General features: G+C 35.5%; 19 protein-coding genes and 1 tRNA gene. 6 read left to right on the top strand and 14 right to left on the bottom strand.

Going from position 1 to position 17,261, the window contains the following annotated elements:
* Positions 1 to 52: 52 nt before the first annotated feature.
* The 4 genes from B8967_RS00100 to pepE all read right to left on the bottom strand — a co-directional run bounded on the left by B8967_RS00100 (position 53) and on the right by pepE (position 4,278).
* A complete protein-coding gene (locus B8967_RS00100; RefSeq protein WP_084083751.1) occupies positions 53 to 1,219 on the bottom strand; it encodes a sensor histidine kinase in 1,167 nt (388 codons plus the stop codon).
* Between the two features lie 7 nt (positions 1,220 to 1,226).
* A complete protein-coding gene (gene dacB, locus B8967_RS00095; RefSeq protein ID WP_084083749.1) occupies positions 1,227 to 2,600 on the bottom strand; it encodes a D-alanyl-D-alanine carboxypeptidase/D-alanyl-D-alanine endopeptidase in 1,374 nt (457 codons plus the stop codon).
* Between the two features lie 122 nt (positions 2,601 to 2,722).
* Positions 2,723 to 3,586, bottom strand: coding sequence for a hypothetical protein (locus B8967_RS00090; protein ID WP_084083747.1), 864 nt, complete (start codon positions 3,584 to 3,586; stop codon positions 2,723 to 2,725).
* Entirely contained in the window at positions 3,583 to 4,278 is a 696-nt protein-coding gene (pepE, locus tag B8967_RS00085; protein WP_084083745.1) for a dipeptidase PepE, read from the bottom strand. The genes B8967_RS00090 and pepE overlap by 4 nt, the downstream gene beginning before the upstream one ends.
* Positions 4,279 to 4,472: 194 nt before the next feature.
* Here pepE and B8967_RS00080 point away from each other — a divergent pair, with 194 nt between their 5' ends.
* Positions 4,473 to 5,033 carry a tetratricopeptide repeat protein gene (locus tag B8967_RS00080; RefSeq protein WP_084083743.1) on the top strand — a complete coding sequence of 187 codons (561 nt, stop codon included), beginning with the start codon at positions 4,473 to 4,475 and terminating at the stop codon, positions 5,031 to 5,033.
* Positions 5,034 to 5,269: 236 nt separating this feature from the next.
* Here B8967_RS00080 and B8967_RS00075 read toward each other — a convergent pair whose 3' ends face one another.
* Positions 5,270 to 5,758, bottom strand: a complete 489-nt coding sequence (locus tag B8967_RS00075; RefSeq protein ID WP_084083741.1) for a YdeI/OmpD-associated family protein — start codon at positions 5,756 to 5,758, stop codon at positions 5,270 to 5,272.
* Positions 5,759 to 6,058: 300 nt separating this feature from the next.
* Between B8967_RS00075 and fsa the strand changes: the two genes are divergently transcribed.
* Entirely contained in the window at positions 6,059 to 6,712 is a 654-nt protein-coding gene (gene fsa, locus B8967_RS00070; protein WP_047491216.1) for a fructose-6-phosphate aldolase, read from the top strand.
* Between the two features lie 70 nt (positions 6,713 to 6,782).
* Here fsa and B8967_RS00065 read toward each other — a convergent pair whose 3' ends face one another.
* The 5 genes from B8967_RS00065 to B8967_RS00045 form a co-directional block, all read right to left on the bottom strand.
* Positions 6,783 to 7,652, bottom strand: coding sequence for a GLPGLI family protein (locus B8967_RS00065; protein WP_084083739.1), 870 nt, complete (start codon positions 7,650 to 7,652; stop codon positions 6,783 to 6,785).
* Positions 7,653 to 7,677: 25 nt separating this feature from the next.
* Positions 7,678 to 8,244, bottom strand: a complete 567-nt coding sequence (locus B8967_RS00060; protein WP_084083737.1) for a sugar O-acetyltransferase — start codon at positions 8,242 to 8,244, stop codon at positions 7,678 to 7,680.
* A 185-nt stretch (positions 8,245 to 8,429) separates the two neighbouring features.
* On the bottom strand, positions 8,430 to 9,332 hold the full coding sequence (locus B8967_RS00055; protein ID WP_084083735.1) for a GLPGLI family protein: 903 nt from the start codon (positions 9,330 to 9,332) through the stop codon (positions 8,430 to 8,432).
* A gap of 59 nt (positions 9,333 to 9,391) precedes the next feature.
* On the bottom strand, positions 9,392 to 11,227 hold the full coding sequence (locus tag B8967_RS00050; protein WP_084083733.1) for a M56 family metallopeptidase: 1,836 nt from the start codon (positions 11,225 to 11,227) through the stop codon (positions 9,392 to 9,394).
* A gap of 5 nt (positions 11,228 to 11,232) precedes the next feature.
* Entirely contained in the window at positions 11,233 to 11,598 is a 366-nt protein-coding gene (locus B8967_RS00045) for a BlaI/MecI/CopY family transcriptional regulator (RefSeq protein ID WP_047491271.1), read from the bottom strand.
* 334 nt (positions 11,599 to 11,932) lie between these two features.
* Between B8967_RS00045 and B8967_RS00040 the strand changes: the two genes are divergently transcribed.
* On the top strand, positions 11,933 to 12,514 hold the full coding sequence (locus B8967_RS00040) for a hypothetical protein (protein WP_047491236.1): 582 nt from the start codon (positions 11,933 to 11,935) through the stop codon (positions 12,512 to 12,514).
* 450 nt (positions 12,515 to 12,964) lie between these two features.
* Here the strand turns inward: B8967_RS00040 and B8967_RS00035 are convergent, their stop codons facing one another.
* Positions 12,965 to 13,411, bottom strand: a complete 447-nt coding sequence (locus B8967_RS00035) for a GNAT family N-acetyltransferase (RefSeq protein WP_084083732.1) — start codon at positions 13,409 to 13,411, stop codon at positions 12,965 to 12,967.
* A 185-nt stretch (positions 13,412 to 13,596) separates the two neighbouring features.
* On the opposite strand from B8967_RS00035, the gene B8967_RS00030 reads away from it, so the two are divergent.
* Complete coding sequence (locus tag B8967_RS00030; RefSeq protein WP_084084875.1) at positions 13,597 to 14,310, top strand: 2OG-Fe(II) oxygenase; 714 nt, start codon at positions 13,597 to 13,599, stop codon at positions 14,308 to 14,310.
* Positions 14,311 to 14,410: 100 nt separating this feature from the next.
* The gene (locus B8967_RS00025) at positions 14,411 to 14,668 is read left to right on the top strand and encodes an Ada metal-binding domain-containing protein (RefSeq protein WP_084083731.1); all 258 of its coding nucleotides are present in this window, start codon (positions 14,411 to 14,413) and stop codon (positions 14,666 to 14,668) included.
* 78 nt (positions 14,669 to 14,746) lie between these two features.
* Here the strand turns inward: B8967_RS00025 and B8967_RS00020 are convergent, their stop codons facing one another.
* Together B8967_RS00020 and B8967_RS00015 are read right to left on the bottom strand one after the other, a co-directional pair.
* Positions 14,747 to 15,361, bottom strand: a complete 615-nt coding sequence (locus tag B8967_RS00020) for a cysteine hydrolase family protein (RefSeq protein ID WP_228405955.1) — start codon at positions 15,359 to 15,361, stop codon at positions 14,747 to 14,749.
* A 49-nt stretch (positions 15,362 to 15,410) separates the two neighbouring features.
* The gene (locus B8967_RS00015) at positions 15,411 to 16,388 is read right to left on the bottom strand and encodes a nuclear transport factor 2 family protein (RefSeq protein ID WP_084083728.1); all 978 of its coding nucleotides are present in this window, start codon (positions 16,386 to 16,388) and stop codon (positions 15,411 to 15,413) included.
* A gap of 102 nt (positions 16,389 to 16,490) precedes the next feature.
* Here B8967_RS00015 and B8967_RS00010 point away from each other — a divergent pair, with 102 nt between their 5' ends.
* Complete coding sequence (locus B8967_RS00010; RefSeq protein WP_084083726.1) at positions 16,491 to 16,808, top strand: MerR family transcriptional regulator; 318 nt, start codon at positions 16,491 to 16,493, stop codon at positions 16,806 to 16,808.
* Between the two features lie 364 nt (positions 16,809 to 17,172).
* Here the strand turns inward: B8967_RS00010 and B8967_RS00005 are convergent.
* Positions 17,173 to 17,245: transfer RNA gene (locus B8967_RS00005), tRNA-Met, on the bottom strand.
* Positions 17,246 to 17,261 lie beyond the last annotated feature (16 nt).

Genomic DNA, 17,261 nt, shown 5'->3' with positions numbered 1-17,261 from the left:
ATAATTTCTCAGCAAGATCAGGGATAGGATTTATACCTTTCCAGGATATTATCTATGCTTTTTTTATAGTTATTCTGAAGGTACTACCCTTTCCTATTTCGGTTTGGGAGATTTTAATATCTCCGTTATGGTATTCATGTATTACTCTTCTCGCTAGTGACAATCCCAGTCCCCACCCTCTTTTTTTGGTAGAATATCCAGGTTTAAAAGCATTTCTGGCCTGTTGTTTTGTCATTCCGCTTCCGCTGTCTTTCACTTCCACCAGGATACTTTTATTTCTTTCAAAAACAGACATGGTAATTGATCCTTCCCCTTTCATAGCATCTACTGCATTTTTCACCAGATTTTCTATCACCCAGCTCATCAGAATTTTATTATGAGGAACCAGAACCGTGTAATTAGGCAGCTGTAGGGTAAAATTAACTTTCCTGGAAATCCTGGTTTTTAAATAATCATAATTTACCTGAATCGTTTCATTGAAATTCATATCATTCAGTTCCGGAATGGAACCTATTTTTGAAAACCTTTCAGAGATCGTTCTGAGCCTTTCGATATCTTTTTCTATCTCATGTACCCCTTCTGAATCCGGATTTTCCAGCTTCATGATCTCCATCCATCCAATCATAGACGATAAGGGAGTTCCGATCTGGTGAGCTGTTTCTTTGGCCAATCCAGCCCAAAGATATCCTTCATCTGTTTTTTTTATCGTCCTGAAAAACCAGAAAGAGAAACCAAAATATAAGAGAATAAATAGTCCTAAAATATAAGGTGAGTAGCGAAGGTTATTAAGCAGTCGTGAATTGTCATAATAGACAAACTGGTTATTTCCATCAGGCACTTTGATTTCTATAGGATCATAGTTTTTCTCCATATTCCTGATGAGATCCTGCAGTTTCTCGGGATCTTTTATGGTATTTTCAGGAATATTTCTGTAATATCCCAGATCAAGGATGGCATTTTTATTTTTATCGGTGACTATAAACGGAATGGTGTTGTTGATATTCAAAATCTCCGGTAAAAGATCCAGAACATCGGTATCAGGAGTTTTCACTTCCTGCTGGATCCGTATTGCCTTAGAAAGAAGGCTGATCCTTTTAATTTCTTCTTTTCTGAGGAAATTGATCAATGAGGTAGATGCCACTACAATGCCTACCACTAAGGCGGTCATTACAACAAAAATAATCCAGTTATTCAGCCTGGTTAATATGGATTTTCTCAAAGCTTTTTTATTTTAAAACATTCAGAATTTTCTGCAGCTCTGTACTTCCACTTCCCTGATAGTTGTTGATAATAATTGAAAACACGTATTTCTTTCCGTCTTTGGCGGTATGATATCCTGCAAAGGATTTGGTATCTCTCATGGTTCCGCTTTTCATTTTCATTCCGTTCTCCTGAACAGGAAAGCCATCCTGATAAGCTTCGAACCAGGATTGTTTTTTAGCATATAACAACGCCTGTACCTCTGCTTTTGCCGCCACATAATTCTGGGGAGAAAGTCCGCTGCCATCAGCAAAATTAATCATATTCGGATTAATTCCTTTTGACTTCCAGAATTCCTTCAGATAGGCTAGACCGCTTTTAAAACTTGGGTTTCCTTTTTTCTCTTTCCCTAAGGTTTTAATTAAAGTTTCCCCATAAAGATTGACACTTTTTCTTAAAAACCAATACACAATTTTATCCAGCGTCGGAGATTGGTAAGTTAGGATAATATTATTTTTCGGAGCTTCCAATGCCTTCTTTCCATCCATTTCAAGCTGAGAATTGGTGACCGCCTTTCCGGAGAGCTCAATTCCGGCTTCTTTAAGCCATTGCTTTGCTTCTATAGCCAGTTGCAAAGGAGGATTAGGAGTAGAACCTGAAACGGTGACCGTTTTACCACCCGGAAGCATTCCGTTGATTAAGGCAACATCAGAATGAGGAGCTGTAAAGATCAGACTCTGATCCGAGCTCCCCCCCGTTTTTAGGTCATTCAGCCATTTTACACCTTCCAGGGGATAGGAAAAGCTTTTAAAATCTGTCCCATTGATATTGATATCAAACTGATTTTCCCTCCAGTTGATCCCCCAAACTCCGGCTCCATAATAATTTCCAAGGTCATCCCAGGGCCATCCTCCGGGAATGGTCTGATGGTCAAAATAAGAATCATCTATGACCAGATCACCGGATATTTTTGTAATTCCGGAATTTTTAATGGCTTCAATTAATTTCTTTTTAAAGCTTTCTGGTTTATAGGCATCATACCGCCAGCTTCCCAAAGTAGGATCACCATTGGAGCTGATGAAAAGGTTTCCATTCAAATTCCCTCCGGATATACTTCCGGAATAACTGGAAGTAGTGGTATAGGTATAATTTTTACCTAAAGTTTCCAAAGCTGCTGCTGCTGTAAAAATTTTCTGTGTGGAAGCGGTTGAAAGTCCTTTATTCCCTTGATATTCATATATAAAATTCCCATTATCATCTGAGACATAAAATGACAGACCGGAAGCAATGGTTCCTGAAGAGTCCATAAGGTCTTTGGTTGCTTTATCTAATTTCTGGGCTATATTCTGAGCAGAAATAACCTGTACAGAAAGGGTGAGAACTGCAAGTGTTTTTCTCATTGCATTGTTGTTTTTACTCTAAACTTTATTAAGATGTCTCAATCACGGGGCTCAATCATAATATTGACTGGCTGAACCGGACTAAAACATTTTTATTCATTCAAAATTCTAATCAAATATACTTAAAATAAAAGCTTCTCATATTCTTTGAGATCATGGTGCCCGAAAAGGATCTGATGGTCATGGGATTTTTCAAATGACTGATCGTATTTAAAATATTTCTCATAATCATCTTCGTCTATGAAGCTATCCATCTGACAGGCTTTTATATAATTTGTCTTTTCTCCATAATCTTCAATAAAGACTTGAGATTCAGTCCACGGTTCCTGATGACAACGAAGACAGGATCTTTGGTGAACAGCCTTATGTCCGCATATTTCACAGTGCTCTAAATTTTCAAATAATGCTGAAACCGGATTTTGCATATCCGGTGAAAATACCTGTAATGGAATAGTTTTTAAAAGCAGATAATAATTGGGTTCCTGCCAGGAAAAAGAAATACCTTCCGTCCCGTAAGCCGGTTCTTCTGTATACAAACATAATTTCTGAAGATCATATTCAATATCCGCTTTTACAATATCCTTTATATTAAGAAGTATTTTACTGTTTGATCTGACGTTCAGTTCTTCGTCAATTTCAATAACCGGTTTCTGGGTAAGGTAATGGCTCAGGCATAACGTAGTCTCCCATGAATTCACACTTCTTTTCTTTCCTTCACTTCCGCAGATCTCACAGGTTTCCATAGAAAGCGCAGCGTATTTTTGAGTAATATTTTTAACGATCGTATTCAGTTCCTTATCTTCAGAATATGTGTAGCAACGAAGTTCTCCATATTTTTCTTTGCCAAAAATATCTTTTTCAATATTCCAGCCTCCAATGGCAAATTCAAACAGCATCTGCCTGATCAGCTCATTCCAACCGGTGCTGTTCACCTCAAAATTTTTAAGATTACGTTCTATAAAAGCATTGATCAATTCCTGTTTCATGACAGTCTGCTTCCAGATTCTATTTCATAAGGTTCTTTATCTTTTTCAAAAATTCTGGTCATCTCACTTCCTTCAACGGTAATGGTATCTCCGATTCTTCTGATCCAGTTTCCTTCTCTAAGCCCTACTACTTTATTATCATTCTGGGTAAGAAATTCTTTGATTCTGGTTTCTCTGGTTTCTCCGTTGTGTTTCAAATCCGGATTCGGATCAAGATAATGAGGGTTAAGATTGAACGGAACAAGTCCCATACAGTCGAAACTTGAAGGATAAACAATTGGCATATCATTCGTGGTTTTCATGTTTTGCCCACCAATATTACTTCCGGCACTGCATCCCAGATAAGCTTTACCACCTGTTACGTTGTCTTTTAAAACAGTCATCAGGCCTTCTTCATGTAATGTTTTAACCAATAAGAATGTATTTCCTCCGCCTGTAAAATAACCTTTCGCCTGATCCAGAGCCCCGGCTTTGTCTTCAAATTCATGAAGACCTTTTACTTTAATATTGATCGTTTCAAAGAAAGAACGGGCTTTCGCAGTGTACTCATCATGAGAAATACCACCGGGTCTTGCAAAAGGAATAAAAACAATTTCATCAATTCCTTTATATAATTGGATTAATTCTTCTCTTAAATATTCCAGATATTCTCCACCGAAAATGGTAGATGTTGAAGCTAATATGATATTCATACGGGGAAATTATATTGATTATTAAAAAAAATACTGAACTACAAAGATAAACTCAAACCACAACGAATCAAAAATTAAACTAAAAAAAACATGAATCCCGTTAATATTTTCTAAAAAAACTTAAAGCTTCTAAAATTTGAGCTTTTATGGAATTATTATTGAATTTTAGAAGGTAGAATTTTAAATATAAGAATATGAAAACGGCTAAAGTTAATATTAAAAATCTATTTTTAGGTTTAATCCTTGTAGGAGGTGCAAGTTTTGCAAATGCACAAACTACTCAAACGGATAGTGCAAATAATACAGCTAACACAGCTGCTACAAGTCAAACGGGTAACCCTACGATTGACGGTCTTAAAAAACAAATTGAAGCCAATCCAAAGGATACGGAATCATTATCAAAACTGGCTACGGCCTATCAGGATGCTTCAGACTGGACCAATGCAATTGATACCTGGAAAAAAATCTCTGCTTTATTACCCGATTGGGCACCATCTTATTACAGCCAGGCCTATGCTTATCAGTCTGCTAAGGACGATGCCAATGCAAAACTTGCTTATGAAAAGTATATTGTCACTGTAAAACCTGAAGAAGTAGAGCAAAATAAGAAAAATTTGGCCTATGCCTATTTTTATATCGCTTTTGCAGAACAGCAAAGTGATCCCAACAAAGCAAAAGAACATATTGCTAAATCTATACAATATGATCCTACCAATCAGGATGCTATAAAACTTAGCAAAACTTTAAACTCATAATAATAAAAAAAAACCGGAAAATTTTCCGGTTTTTTTTTATTTCTTATCCTCTAATTTTTTCACCTGTCTCTTGTAATTGGGAGCCATGAATTATCTCACCAAAATATCCGATCCGTCACCCAAAATCTAAAATCTAAAATCTGGTATCTGAAATCTTGGCTCTTGACTCTTGACTCTTGGCTCTTAGTTCTTGATTCTTGGCTCTTGACTCTTGGTTCTTAATTCTTACCATTCCCCTACTCAACCCTTTTTCCAAAAAAATCTGTTTCCCCATGCAGATGCCTGATAATTTTTTCAATATTACGTTGAATACCGGCTTCAGTTTTCAAATTATTAATATAGCGGATCAGCTCATGCTGTCTTGAAGGAATCAGTTTTTCAAAATTGGCTGTAGCCAGTTTACTATCGCTGATCGCCTGTTCCAACCGGGGATGTATCGTAATACTTCTGTCGGAATCATCATATTCCAATGTCACTTCAATGGTTTCGCCTATTCTTTTCGGAGAGTTTTTCAGCATTAGTAAATTCACATACAGTCTCCATTCCCCTACATATTTCATCAGGTTCTGCTTAAATTCTTTACCGTTCACCGTTCCTTTCACAGGAATCGGGCTCTTATTCTTTTCCGAATCTTCAAAAATCTGCTCCAAAATTTCATCCGGAACAAAAACAAAAGGATTAATCCCTATGATATCCAGTGTTGCTGTAAAATGTTTGTTTTTCATGGAATAACAAATGTAGGCTGATTTTGTAAAATGTACAATGTTATTTGTACAATGTATAATGTATGATGTATAGTGTTGGATTTGGTAGGTGATAGAATACTTTATCAATATTATAATTTCTGTAACCTCTAACATGCTTCCCTCAAACACTCCCACTCTAAAACCCAGTCCGAACCGCACTCATATCCAGACTCTCGCATCTGGCATCCCGAACCACAGACCTCGTAACTCAAAATTCATATTCAAGAACTCAATTAATTCCCCTATCTTTGCAGAAGTAAATCTATTTAATTTAACGAAATGAAATTTTTTATTGACACAGCTAATTTAGAGCAAATCAAAGAAGCTAAAGATCTTGGTATTTTGGATGGTGTAACTACCAATCCTTCATTAATGGCTAAAGAAGGAATCCAGGGAGCTGAAGCAATCAAAAACCATTACAAAACGATCTGCGAACTTGTAGACGGGGATATTTCTGCAGAAGTACTTTCTACAACTTATGAAGAAATGATCAAAGAAGGAGACGAATTGGCTGCTATTCACCCCAATATCGTAGTAAAGATCCCAATGATCAAAGACGGTATCAAAGCGTTAAAATATTTTTCTGACAAAGGAATCAAGACTAACTGTACTTTGATTTTTTCTGCAGGACAGGCTCTTTTGGCAGCAAAAGCAGGAGCTACTTATGTTTCTCCGTTCTTAGGAAGATTAGATGACATCTCTACAGATGGATTAAACCTTATCCAGGAGATCAGACTTATTTTTGATAATTATATGTTTGACACTGAAATCCTTGCAGCTTCTATCCGTCACTCAATGCATATCATTGACTGTGCTAAAATTGGAGCTGATGTAATCACATCTCCACTTCCTCCGATCTTGAGCTTGTTAAAACACCCATTAACAGACAGCGGGCTAGCTCAGTTTATTGCAGATTCTCAGAAATTAGCATAAAATTGACCCCAATCTAAAATATAAAAATCCCGGAACAATGTTCCGGGATTTTATTTTTATAATAGCTGGTTTATTTCAACAGATCAATCTCAAGAATATTATTTTCCTTCTGTATATCATTCCTTCGTTTTATTTCTTTATCCCTTTTTTCTGAATCAGAGGTCTTTGTTGCTTTTCCCGAAGCATCCATTTCCATGATAACCACTCCTTGAGCCAGCATCTGTCTTTCGCTTTTCATAGGATCGGCACGATACTCTTTATAAGCTTTTCTATACTTCTCCTCGTTCAGTGTAATGATAGGGTTAAACCTATGTTTATCTTTAGTACTCTGCCACTCATATCCTGGCGGAAGCTTTTTATTTCCTTTTAACTCAAATGAATGGGTATGGGTAGCATCTTCAAGCTTTATAATTAACCCCGGAAGTCCGTGAAATTTATAGGGTCCATCCTGAATGGGAAGGTCTGTGGTAAACCAAGCGGTCCATTTTCTACCGATAAAGTCACAGACTGCTTTCTGAACACTAAATCCTCCTATTTCTGTTTTATCTGAAAGGATGTTCCATTGCTGTTTTCTTCCATCCTTTACCATATATTCGTCAGCAACCAGGTTATTGAAAAAAATAACGGAATAATCCGGATACATCTTTTCAACACTATACCGTATTTTACCTTTATACTGAATACCCGAGAGATTTAATTCTTTACTTCCGGCCTTAAACTGTTTTTCCATAGTTGCAGCAATGAGAGAATCTGTTTCAAAGGTATCTTTACTGTAAAATTTTGAACCTTTTGGAACAACATCCAGCAGCATCATCTCCGTTTCCGGTTGGTCTTTGGCAGTAGAATCACTAGCATACCGATACTCATATATGAATCTCTGATTCTGTGCATGGGCTGTGATGCCTAATAGCAGAATCAATAAGGTGATTAGTTTTTTCATTATTAATTATTTTGTAGATATCATCTTATTTTTCTTCAGAAATATTTTTAACTACTTTGCAGGGATTTCCTACAGCCACCACATTTTCAGGAATATCTTTAGTCACTACACTTCCTGCTCCTATTACGGAATTGTCTCCTATCCTGACTCCTGGCAGAACAACCACATTTCCTCCCAACCATACATTATTTCCTACGGTAATGGGATGCGCATATTCCAATCCTTCATTTCTCTGCTTTACATCAAGTGGATGGCCGGCAGTATAGAAACTGCAGTTGGGGCCAATAAAAACATGATCTCCAAAGCTTACTTTAGCACAATCTAAAATAACAAGGTTATGATTGGCATAAAAATCTTCTCCCACTTCAATATTATATCCGTAGTCACACCAAAAAACAGGTTCTATAAAAATGTTTTCCTTTGTACTTCCAATAATTCTTCTAATTAGCCTGCTTCTGTTTTCCGCGTCAGAGTTTTTCAATTCATTATATTCCTGGCACAAGTCTTTACATGCGATACGTTCGCGGATCAATTCCTTATCATAGTTCGCATCATATAAAAGTCCGGCTGCACATTTTTCCTTTTCTGTCATAAGATGGTAAGTTGAAAATTTATTTTTGCTTAGAAGATAAGAATATTTGCATTAATAATAAAAAGTGCTTAAAAAACACCCCATATTTATGGTGATAATGATCGGATTTTGGCTGCTGCCTGTTATCTAAAAAAACAAAACAGAACGCCAATGACATTCTGTTCTAATAATAAATGATATAATTTTTAATTCACCATATCCGGTTCAATCGGATTGTTATCTTTTTGAAGGGATTCCTTTGTTCTTTTTTCCATTTCCCGGAAAACCTGATTGGGATCAGAAATTTCTTTTCCATCAGAGGTTTTCACTTTAAAAGAAAACTTAGTATTAGTATCTCCCCCATTTTTCATCATCATTTCCCTCATATTTTTAGTAGGATCATTCACATAGGCTTTCCATGCTTTTTTAAACTGATCTTTCGTTACTTCAATTTCTTTTCCAAATCCTAATATCTTTACGTTCTCAGGAACTTGCATATCTTTTTCAGCATCAACAGATTTTACCGTTTTATTGCCGATCAGGGTCATACTGTGAGATCCCGTAGCATCTTCTACCTTAACAATCAGCCCTGGCAGTCCGTAGAATTTATAGGGTCCATCCTGAAAAGGAAGATCTGTACTAAACCAGGCTGTCCATTCTCTTCCGCCAAAACTTGTGGTCGCTTTCTGGGCATTATATTCTCCAATCTTCTGTTTATCAGACAGTATTTTCCATTCCGGTTTTTTATCTTCCTTGACCTTATATCTGTCCGTAGAGATATTTTTGAAGAGGAAGGTCTTAAAATCCGGATATTCTTTGGTTACCTTATAAGAAACCTGTCCCGGTTTTTCCCTCCTGTTGACACTTATATTACCTCCTCCGGACTTCAGCTGTCTTTCAAGTTCGGCTCTTCCTATAGAGTCTGCTACAAATTTATCCTGGCTGTAATAGTTTGATCCTTTTTTATCAATATCCAGCAACATCATTTCTTTTTTCACCTCTTCCTTATGATAGGAATCGGGGATAAATTTATATTCATAAAAAAACCTATTGGTTTGGGCACTGGTCAATATCCCCAGTAACATAAAGAATAGAATTTTATTTTTCATAATGATGAGTCAGTAAAAAAGCTTTGCCAATACCAACATTGACAAAGCTTGATGAAACTTTATTTCTTGGTCTGAATTCTTATTTCGTTCTTCGTGCCTTTAGCTTTGTTTTCTTTGAAAACAGTAACACTGGCAATACTTTCAGGTTTCAAGGCATCCGCTTCTTCTTTGGATACTTCTCTGCCGTCTATATAGTATGTCACATTATCCCATCCGCTTACTTTGAATCTTTTAATCCCATTCATAGCAATGTTCCCGTCGCCGTCTTTTTTAATATAATCTGCCTGCATTACCATTACTCTAGGAGTGTTACTTACTGAAGTGAAGCTTATTTTTCTGAAGTTCTTTACATTGTCTGAAGCTGCTTTTTCGGCTTCAATTCTTGCCTTCTCTCCTTCCTTTCTGGCTATTTCGATCCCTCTTCTTGCATTTTCGTTTTCCAATCTCGCTTTACCGGATTCTATTCTGGCTTTATCACTTTCTTTCCTTGCCTTCTCACTTTCCTTCATGGCATTTTTAGCCTCTTCCATTGCCTTTTTGGCCTCCTTGATTGCTTTACGAACTGCAGCTTTCTCTTTTGGTCCCAAGTCTTTGTAGAATACCGTTTTATTATTTTTAGAATAAATCACAGTAGGGCTTTTAGGCTCACCTGGAGGAGTCGGTTCTACCAAGGGTTCAGGTATTTCAATTTCCATATTTTCAAGAGCCTCCATTTGATTTTTCCATTCAGGAGATTTGAAATATACTTCTGTATCTTTAAGAGCTTTTTGATCAGCAATCTTACTTATTTCTGAAGCCAGTAAGTTTATTTCTTCAATTTTTTTATTAAAATCTTTACTTCCAGGCTTCAGTTTATCCAGCTCCTTTCCTTTTTCGTCAATCTTTTTTTGAATTTGAGATAATTTTTTATCATCATCAGAATCATTCCCTTTTATTTCCTGGATTTTTTTCTGTTCAGTTTCTCCAGGTCTTACCGTATCCTTTTGGATCTGTAAAACAGCATTTTTAATAGAAACATTCGTTTCTTCAATTTCTTTATTTTTAGCATTCACCATATAGGCAAAAGCCACTGAAAATAAAACCGGTAATGCAAAAATTCTTCGCGCATACCCGAATTTGGTGTTAGGTTTTTGTAACATTTTAAGTCTTTTTTTAAGGTTTGAACTTAGAAACGGACTGGTGGCAGGCAACTGTGTTCCGGAAAAGTGGCTTGCTAAAAGCATCTGCGCAAATGCTTTCGTGTCCGAATGTTTTACGGCTTTTTTATCAGCCAGATATTCATGGATTAGGTTAATTTCTCTTTTGATAAGGTGAAAAAATGGATTGAACCATAAAACAGAGGTTATCACTTCAATAAAGATCTTATCAAATGAATGTTTCTGCTCAATATGTACCATTTCATGTTTTAAAATTTGTTCTCCAACATCAGAATTCAAGGTGATTGTATTCTTCCAGAAAAGGTTTTTAAAATATGAAAACGGGGCTTCTGTCAGGTCTGTACGGTAAAAATTAATACCGTCAAAACTCTCTTTCTGAAACTGTTTTTTAAACTGCTGGATCTTAAAAATCCCATAGCTCAGCTTCCCTACAAAATAGAGAGAAACCAGTCCCAGAGCTGAAAAAATAATGTTAAAATAAATGTGACCATGGTCTATGTTTTTTGCTGTGTTAAAATTCTGAATCTTATCAAGAAGCATATACATATCATTATTTACTTCTATTGTAAAATCGTCTATCCTGATCAAAGGCAGCAATAATGAGATGAGTATTGCCGACAACAGGTAAAATCTGTTATAATGATGAAATGTCTTGTCTTTTAAAGACAACTGATAATACAAAAACATTACACCAGAACATAAAATTACTTTTCCAAAGTACAGAAGTAGTGTTTCCATGATTCTTAGTTTTTCTTTTTCAATTCATCTAATAACATTTCAAGGTCCTGAACGGTCATTTCATTTTTTTCTACCAGAAACGAAACGGCACTTTTGTAAGAACCTTTAAAATAATTCTTGACAAGGCTCTTCATTGTTTTCCCTGAATATTGCTCTTTAGAAACCAACGGATAATATTCATGCTGCCTTCCATGCACATCATAGTCTACAAATTCTTTTTCCTTCAATACTTTCAAGATCGTAGAAACTGTATTGGTATGTGGTTTTGGCTCAGGAAAAAGATCAAGAATATCTTTAAGGAATCCTTTTTCTATTTTCCATAAATACTGCATTACCTGTTCTTCTGCTTTTGTTAAAGTTTGAATTTTCATATCCTTTTCATTTATCATTAAGGTGATATAGTATCCATGCATTCTATATCACTAAGAAATTAGTTATACAAATGTAGAGATAAAATTGAATCTAACAACTATTTTTTTAGTGATAAGGTAATTAAATATATTAACATCCTGATAATCAATCAAATAAATTTACATTAAATATATTGAATTTTTAATAGCCATAAATTATCGGCTATATAATCATCAGAAAAGAAGGGATTTCACCTTTAAATTCTTAAAACTTGTTAAAATTTATTAAATAAAATTAAAATGGATTTGTCTAAACCGGGAAATTATATTTATTTTAGTGCTTTAAAAATTTCTCATGAAAAGATATAATTTATTGATTGTACTATTACTGCTTATTTTTAACGTTACAACAGCACAAAAGAAGAACTCTCCGGCTGCCGATCTCAGCATATTAAAGGAAACAAAATCAAAAATTGAAGCTACTGTTCCGTTGGTCGTTCAGCATCTTCAGAACATTGCTACCAAAGAAAGCGATAATAATATTGTCACAAACGGAAAAATTGCCGTGGGTAAAGAATATAAAATTTTGGAATCTGAATGGTTTTTATACAGAAACAACATGAAAAACTGTATTCTTAATAATTCTTCCAAGAAAGCTAAAAAATGTATGGAGTATCACACTCAATACCTGAGAAATACATTAATCAACTACAATAACTATATTACAAACCTTACCAAAAAGAATGGATATTTAGGAGTGGAAGGGGATACAAAATTTGATTTTAAACCTGCAGAAATTGCTACAAAACTAAGTGAAGCCTATTTTAATGCTAATGATGCTGCCGGAAGAATGAAAGCAGATCAGAAAAGAGAATTTTTAGATCAGACCATGTCTGATGATAATAAGCTAAGTCCTTATGCTCAATTAGCTCCATAATATAGAGGTAAATAAAAAACAAAAGAGAATCACAAATGTGGTTCTCTTTTTTATTTGAAGTAAAAAATCTCCGCCAAGCAGTTTTGTGGTACTAATCATAAAACCGTGGGGAAAAAGTAGAAAATGAGGCGGAGATTAATTTTCTTTCACAAACTCTGTAATCAGCTGTCCTAATTCTGATTATTCAGAGCTCTTACAAAAATAGCCTTATGTCTCTTACAAGTGAAAGGATAAATGTAGAATTAAATAATAATAAATGTAGAAGTAATACTACTTTTTTATAGAAATAGATATGAAAATAAAAACCTCCAACCCCAAGCAACAGGTATCCCTGATTGACATTTAAGGCGAAATTCCAATCTCACTAACAAAACAACTCTATAAAAATCAATATCTTACAATAAAACTCCTCCAACCATCACTCTTAACTCTCAACTCTAAATTCCTCACCTATTTCCACCAGTGATAGTAGTTATGAAGTCCGTCATATTCAAATCCGCAACGTGGGTAAAGGGTATTTCCGATATCATTGGTTTTCTCTGTTTCAAGCATCAGCCCACATGCACCCGTCTCTTCACACCATTGTTTGCTGCGGTCGATTAACGCTACAGAAAGACCTTTCCCTCTATAATCAGGATGTACAAACAGATCACTCAACAGCCACTGTTTCTGTAATTTGGTATAATGAAAAAGCTTATAAAGCTGAACAAATCCTACGGCTTTTCCATCAGCCATAGCAAGAAACAGGTCTGATTCACTGTTTAAAAACCTTTCTTTTAAAAAGGCTTTTCCTTTTTCCAAATCTGATTCCTGTCTGTAAAAAATACGGTAAAGATTAAACAGTTCTGCTGTTTCATTTAGATCCTCAAGACTCGCTTTTTTAATTGTGTAATTCATCGTTATATTTATTTGTATTAACGATGCAAAAGTATCTTTAAATAAGACGGGTCTTATCCTCCAGATTAAAGCTATATAGCTAGGCCAGCATAAAGTTCGTTCGTTGTAATCCAACCTATTTTCCGCAAGTTCTGGATTTTATATCTATGAATAACATTGGATCTTTGCTGTATATAAACAAAATCATGACAGATATTATTCAAAAAATCAACAATACAGACTGGCACGCCATTACCGAAGCCATGCACCAAAACGGATATGCTATTATTCCTGATCTTTTATCGGATGAAGATTGTGAGATGTTGAAATCAAATTACCACCATTCAGAATCATACCGTAAAACCGTTGTTATGGCCCGGCACCGCTTTGGCTTAGGAGAGTATAAATATTTTAATTATCCTCTGCCCGAATTGATTCAAATTATTCGCACCGGTCTATATCCCCATCTGGCTTCTATTGCCAATTCCTGGTTTAAAGCTTTACATATGGATACGTCATTTCCATCAGAACATGCTGAATTTCTGAAACAATGCCACATTCATGGCCAGCAGAAAGCAACTGTTCTAATTTTAAAATATGAAAAAGGAGGCTTCAACACGTTACACCAGGATCTGTATGGAGATCTGTATTTTCCTATTCAGGTTGTTGCCCAGCTCAGCGAACCTGAAAAAGATTTTACCGGAGGGGAATTTGTACTAACCCAGCAGGTCCCCAGAGCACAATCAAAAGCAATTGTTTTAAAGCCCAGGAAAGGGGATCTGCTTATTTTCACGACCAATTTCAAGCCCGAAAAAGGAACAAAAGGCTATTACAGAATTAATATGAAACATGGAGTAAGCGAAGTAAAGGAGGGAAACCGATACGCCCTGGGTATCATTTTCCATGATGCAGCAAGCTAAATTAATCTGAAAGCTGGAACACCGTAATATCGGAAGCTGGAAGTCATGACTTCCAGCTTCCTGTACTACTTCTCTCCTAATCTCTAACCTCTAGCCAAAAATGATACAACATACCCTAATATCAGCCCCTATACTAAGAAGCAAAATCCGATCGCTGGAAATTCGTTTTGCCGGAAATAAAAACCTGAAAATCTATGGTTTACTCCAGTGTAGATCTGGGAAAAGAATGAAAAGAGAAAACAGAGTCTTCTTTGCGACGGAACAGGAAGCACTGCAAAATAACTTCCGCCCTTGTGGACACTGTATGAAAAATGAATATAAAAAATGGAAAGAGAGCCTTCCATTTCATCGTTGTTGATTTTTTAAGGTATGTAGGAGTATGCATTTTCCAACAGTGTGGTTCTGCTAACCACAGCCGCATGTCATTTTTAAATCTTTACTCATTCATAAATTCTTTAGTTGTCAAGTGTTCGCCGAAATGATGAACGACTTCATTAATCACATAATCCTGCTGTGTACGATTGAATGCAGAAGTTCCGTCCGAAATCAGAAAGGTATTGTAACCTTTTTCATGTGCTTCACGCAAGGTGCTTTCCACGCAAACATGGGTAGCATAGCCTACCAAATACAGGTTTTCAATCTTATTGTTTCGCAGGTACACGTCTAAATTGGATCCTGTAAATCCGCTTGCACCCACTCGTCCAGTAACCACAAATTCGTTCTCAATCGGTTGTACTGTTTCATAAAACTGTGAGCCAAATTCATTTATCGGGAAAGTTCCTGCATTTGGTATGGCTTTCCGTAAACCGCTTTTACCATTCGCTAATTCAGGATAACCTTTTTCAAAACGCAATCCAACATGGATGATTTTAATGTTGTTCTTTCTCGCATGATCCAATATCTTTTCAATGTTAGCCATTGAATTATGCATCATATCTTTGTCTGTAACGAGGGCATTGTACAGCTTGCCTTCCTCGTGCATCCATTCATTTTGTGTTTCGATAAGGATAAGTGCTGATTTTTCTTTTGTTTGTGACTGTACGTAATTCATACTTAAAAATGTTAGAATAATTATAATTGTCGTTCTCATATTAATAGATTTAAAGATTAAGTTGTAATGGATTTATGATATGCTCATTAGAAACTTTTGCCACTGCTTTCCAACCTTCTGAATATTTTATGTATGACAGATAATCTGTAATAATGAGTTTGGTATCTCTGAAAAACTGTGTTTTTACAATTGCTGTATTTCCGGTGATTTCTAACACTTCAATACTGTAATCTAAAGTTCTAATTCCTGACTTTACCTTTTGGGGATTGTTTTTATATTCTTGCACAACTGTCATCCAATCACGAAGTGGAAGACGGAAAAGGTTATTCTCTTTAGCGATCAGAATAGCAAAATCCGAATGAAAGCCTCTTGACATTTCTTCTACATTCAGTTTATTCAAAGCTCCATTCACAAATGTTTCTTCTACAAGTTTTGTTAGTGTTTGTTCTTCAGTTGGTATATTCAGATTATTATCAACCAACCAATTGTCATGTAGCCATTTTTCAGTAATACGCTTATGTTCACTATTATTCCATTTTACATTGCGCTCAAATGTAATTACAGAGCCATCAAAGCCTACAATTACCCATGCATAGTCATTTTGTGAAGCACGATAACATTTATACTTCATTCCTGCTATTATTGTTTTCACTCCATTGACCCAAATTTCTTCATCGTGTCTTTCTATCCAAAGATTTTCCAGAGAATTGGCAAAAGATTTATCCCATTTCAATAAAAAGTCTTTTGCAATTTTTTCAGTTTCTGATTTTGAAAGCATCTTTATACTAGAATACTTTTTATCCATATTGGTAAATCCCAAAACCTGTTTTTCTTTTTTTGAAATGACAAAAGAATAATGTTCTCCTTCTAAATTTTTGTTTGTCGATTTCTCAAATCGGAATAAATATGCCGGGACATGATCAACTTTTATATTGTATACGGATTGAAATTGGTAATTGTCAGGAATGTTCATGTATTCTTTTGTTGTCATCATTATTACACTTAAAATTAAAATTGCTACTTTCATACTTCAATTGTTTTAAATAATCAATAATTGTAAATAATTTACAATTGCAAAGTAAGAACGAATATTTTATATTTGCAACATAAATTGTAAATAACTTACAAAATGAGCAAGCCTGAAGCAAATAAAGACCTTTCTTTTGACTTTGATTTTTTAGATAAATTAGTTGTTGGAATTGGGGAAGTATCGCAGATAACAGCTATTCCTCCAAGGCAAATCCGCTATTGGGAAGAAAAGGGAATTATTACAAGTTTAACCGAAGAGGAAGGTAAAAACAGAAGGTACAACTACGAAAATATCAAAAAGATGCTTCTTATCAAAGAACTTCTGGATGAGGGTTATACATTAGATGCCTCTGCCGAAAAAGTCAAAAAGCGTATGGAAATGATTGAGGAAACGCTTAATAAAATAAAGAACAAGTAACTAATACAATTCAAAACCGACTTTATAATATATTTCCTATTTTTCAGATAAACAGGAACAAAGAGAAGGGATCAAAACAGCCAAAGATATGCTCGCCCGTGACCAGGTAGAATGCAGGGAACAGACCGAAGGTGAAATTTTTAGCAGGGATTTATACAGTATCATAAATATCTCGAAACTCTTTACAGAGAGGGAGAAATTATACAAACAGAACTGTAATTGGTTCGATATTCTTCAAAAAAATAGAGTTTGAGGGAGAGAGTTTGTTGGACCATCCTGGTAACCATAGCCGTAAGATAAATAACGGATTCCCCCTAAAATAAAATAAGGAAAAGTGATTATTGCAATCACTTTTCCTATTTAGTAGCGGGAACCGGACTCGAACCGATGACCTTCGGGTTATGAGCCCGACGAGCTACCTACTGCTCCATCCCGCGGTGTATTTTTAGAGTG

The organism is Chryseobacterium sp. YR221, from assembly GCF_900176315.1.
GTDB lineage: Bacteria > Bacteroidota > Bacteroidia > Flavobacteriales > Weeksellaceae > Chryseobacterium > Chryseobacterium rhizosphaerae.
The sequence above is the reverse complement of the archived record's forward strand: the minus strand, read 5'-3'. Positions and strand labels throughout refer to the sequence as shown.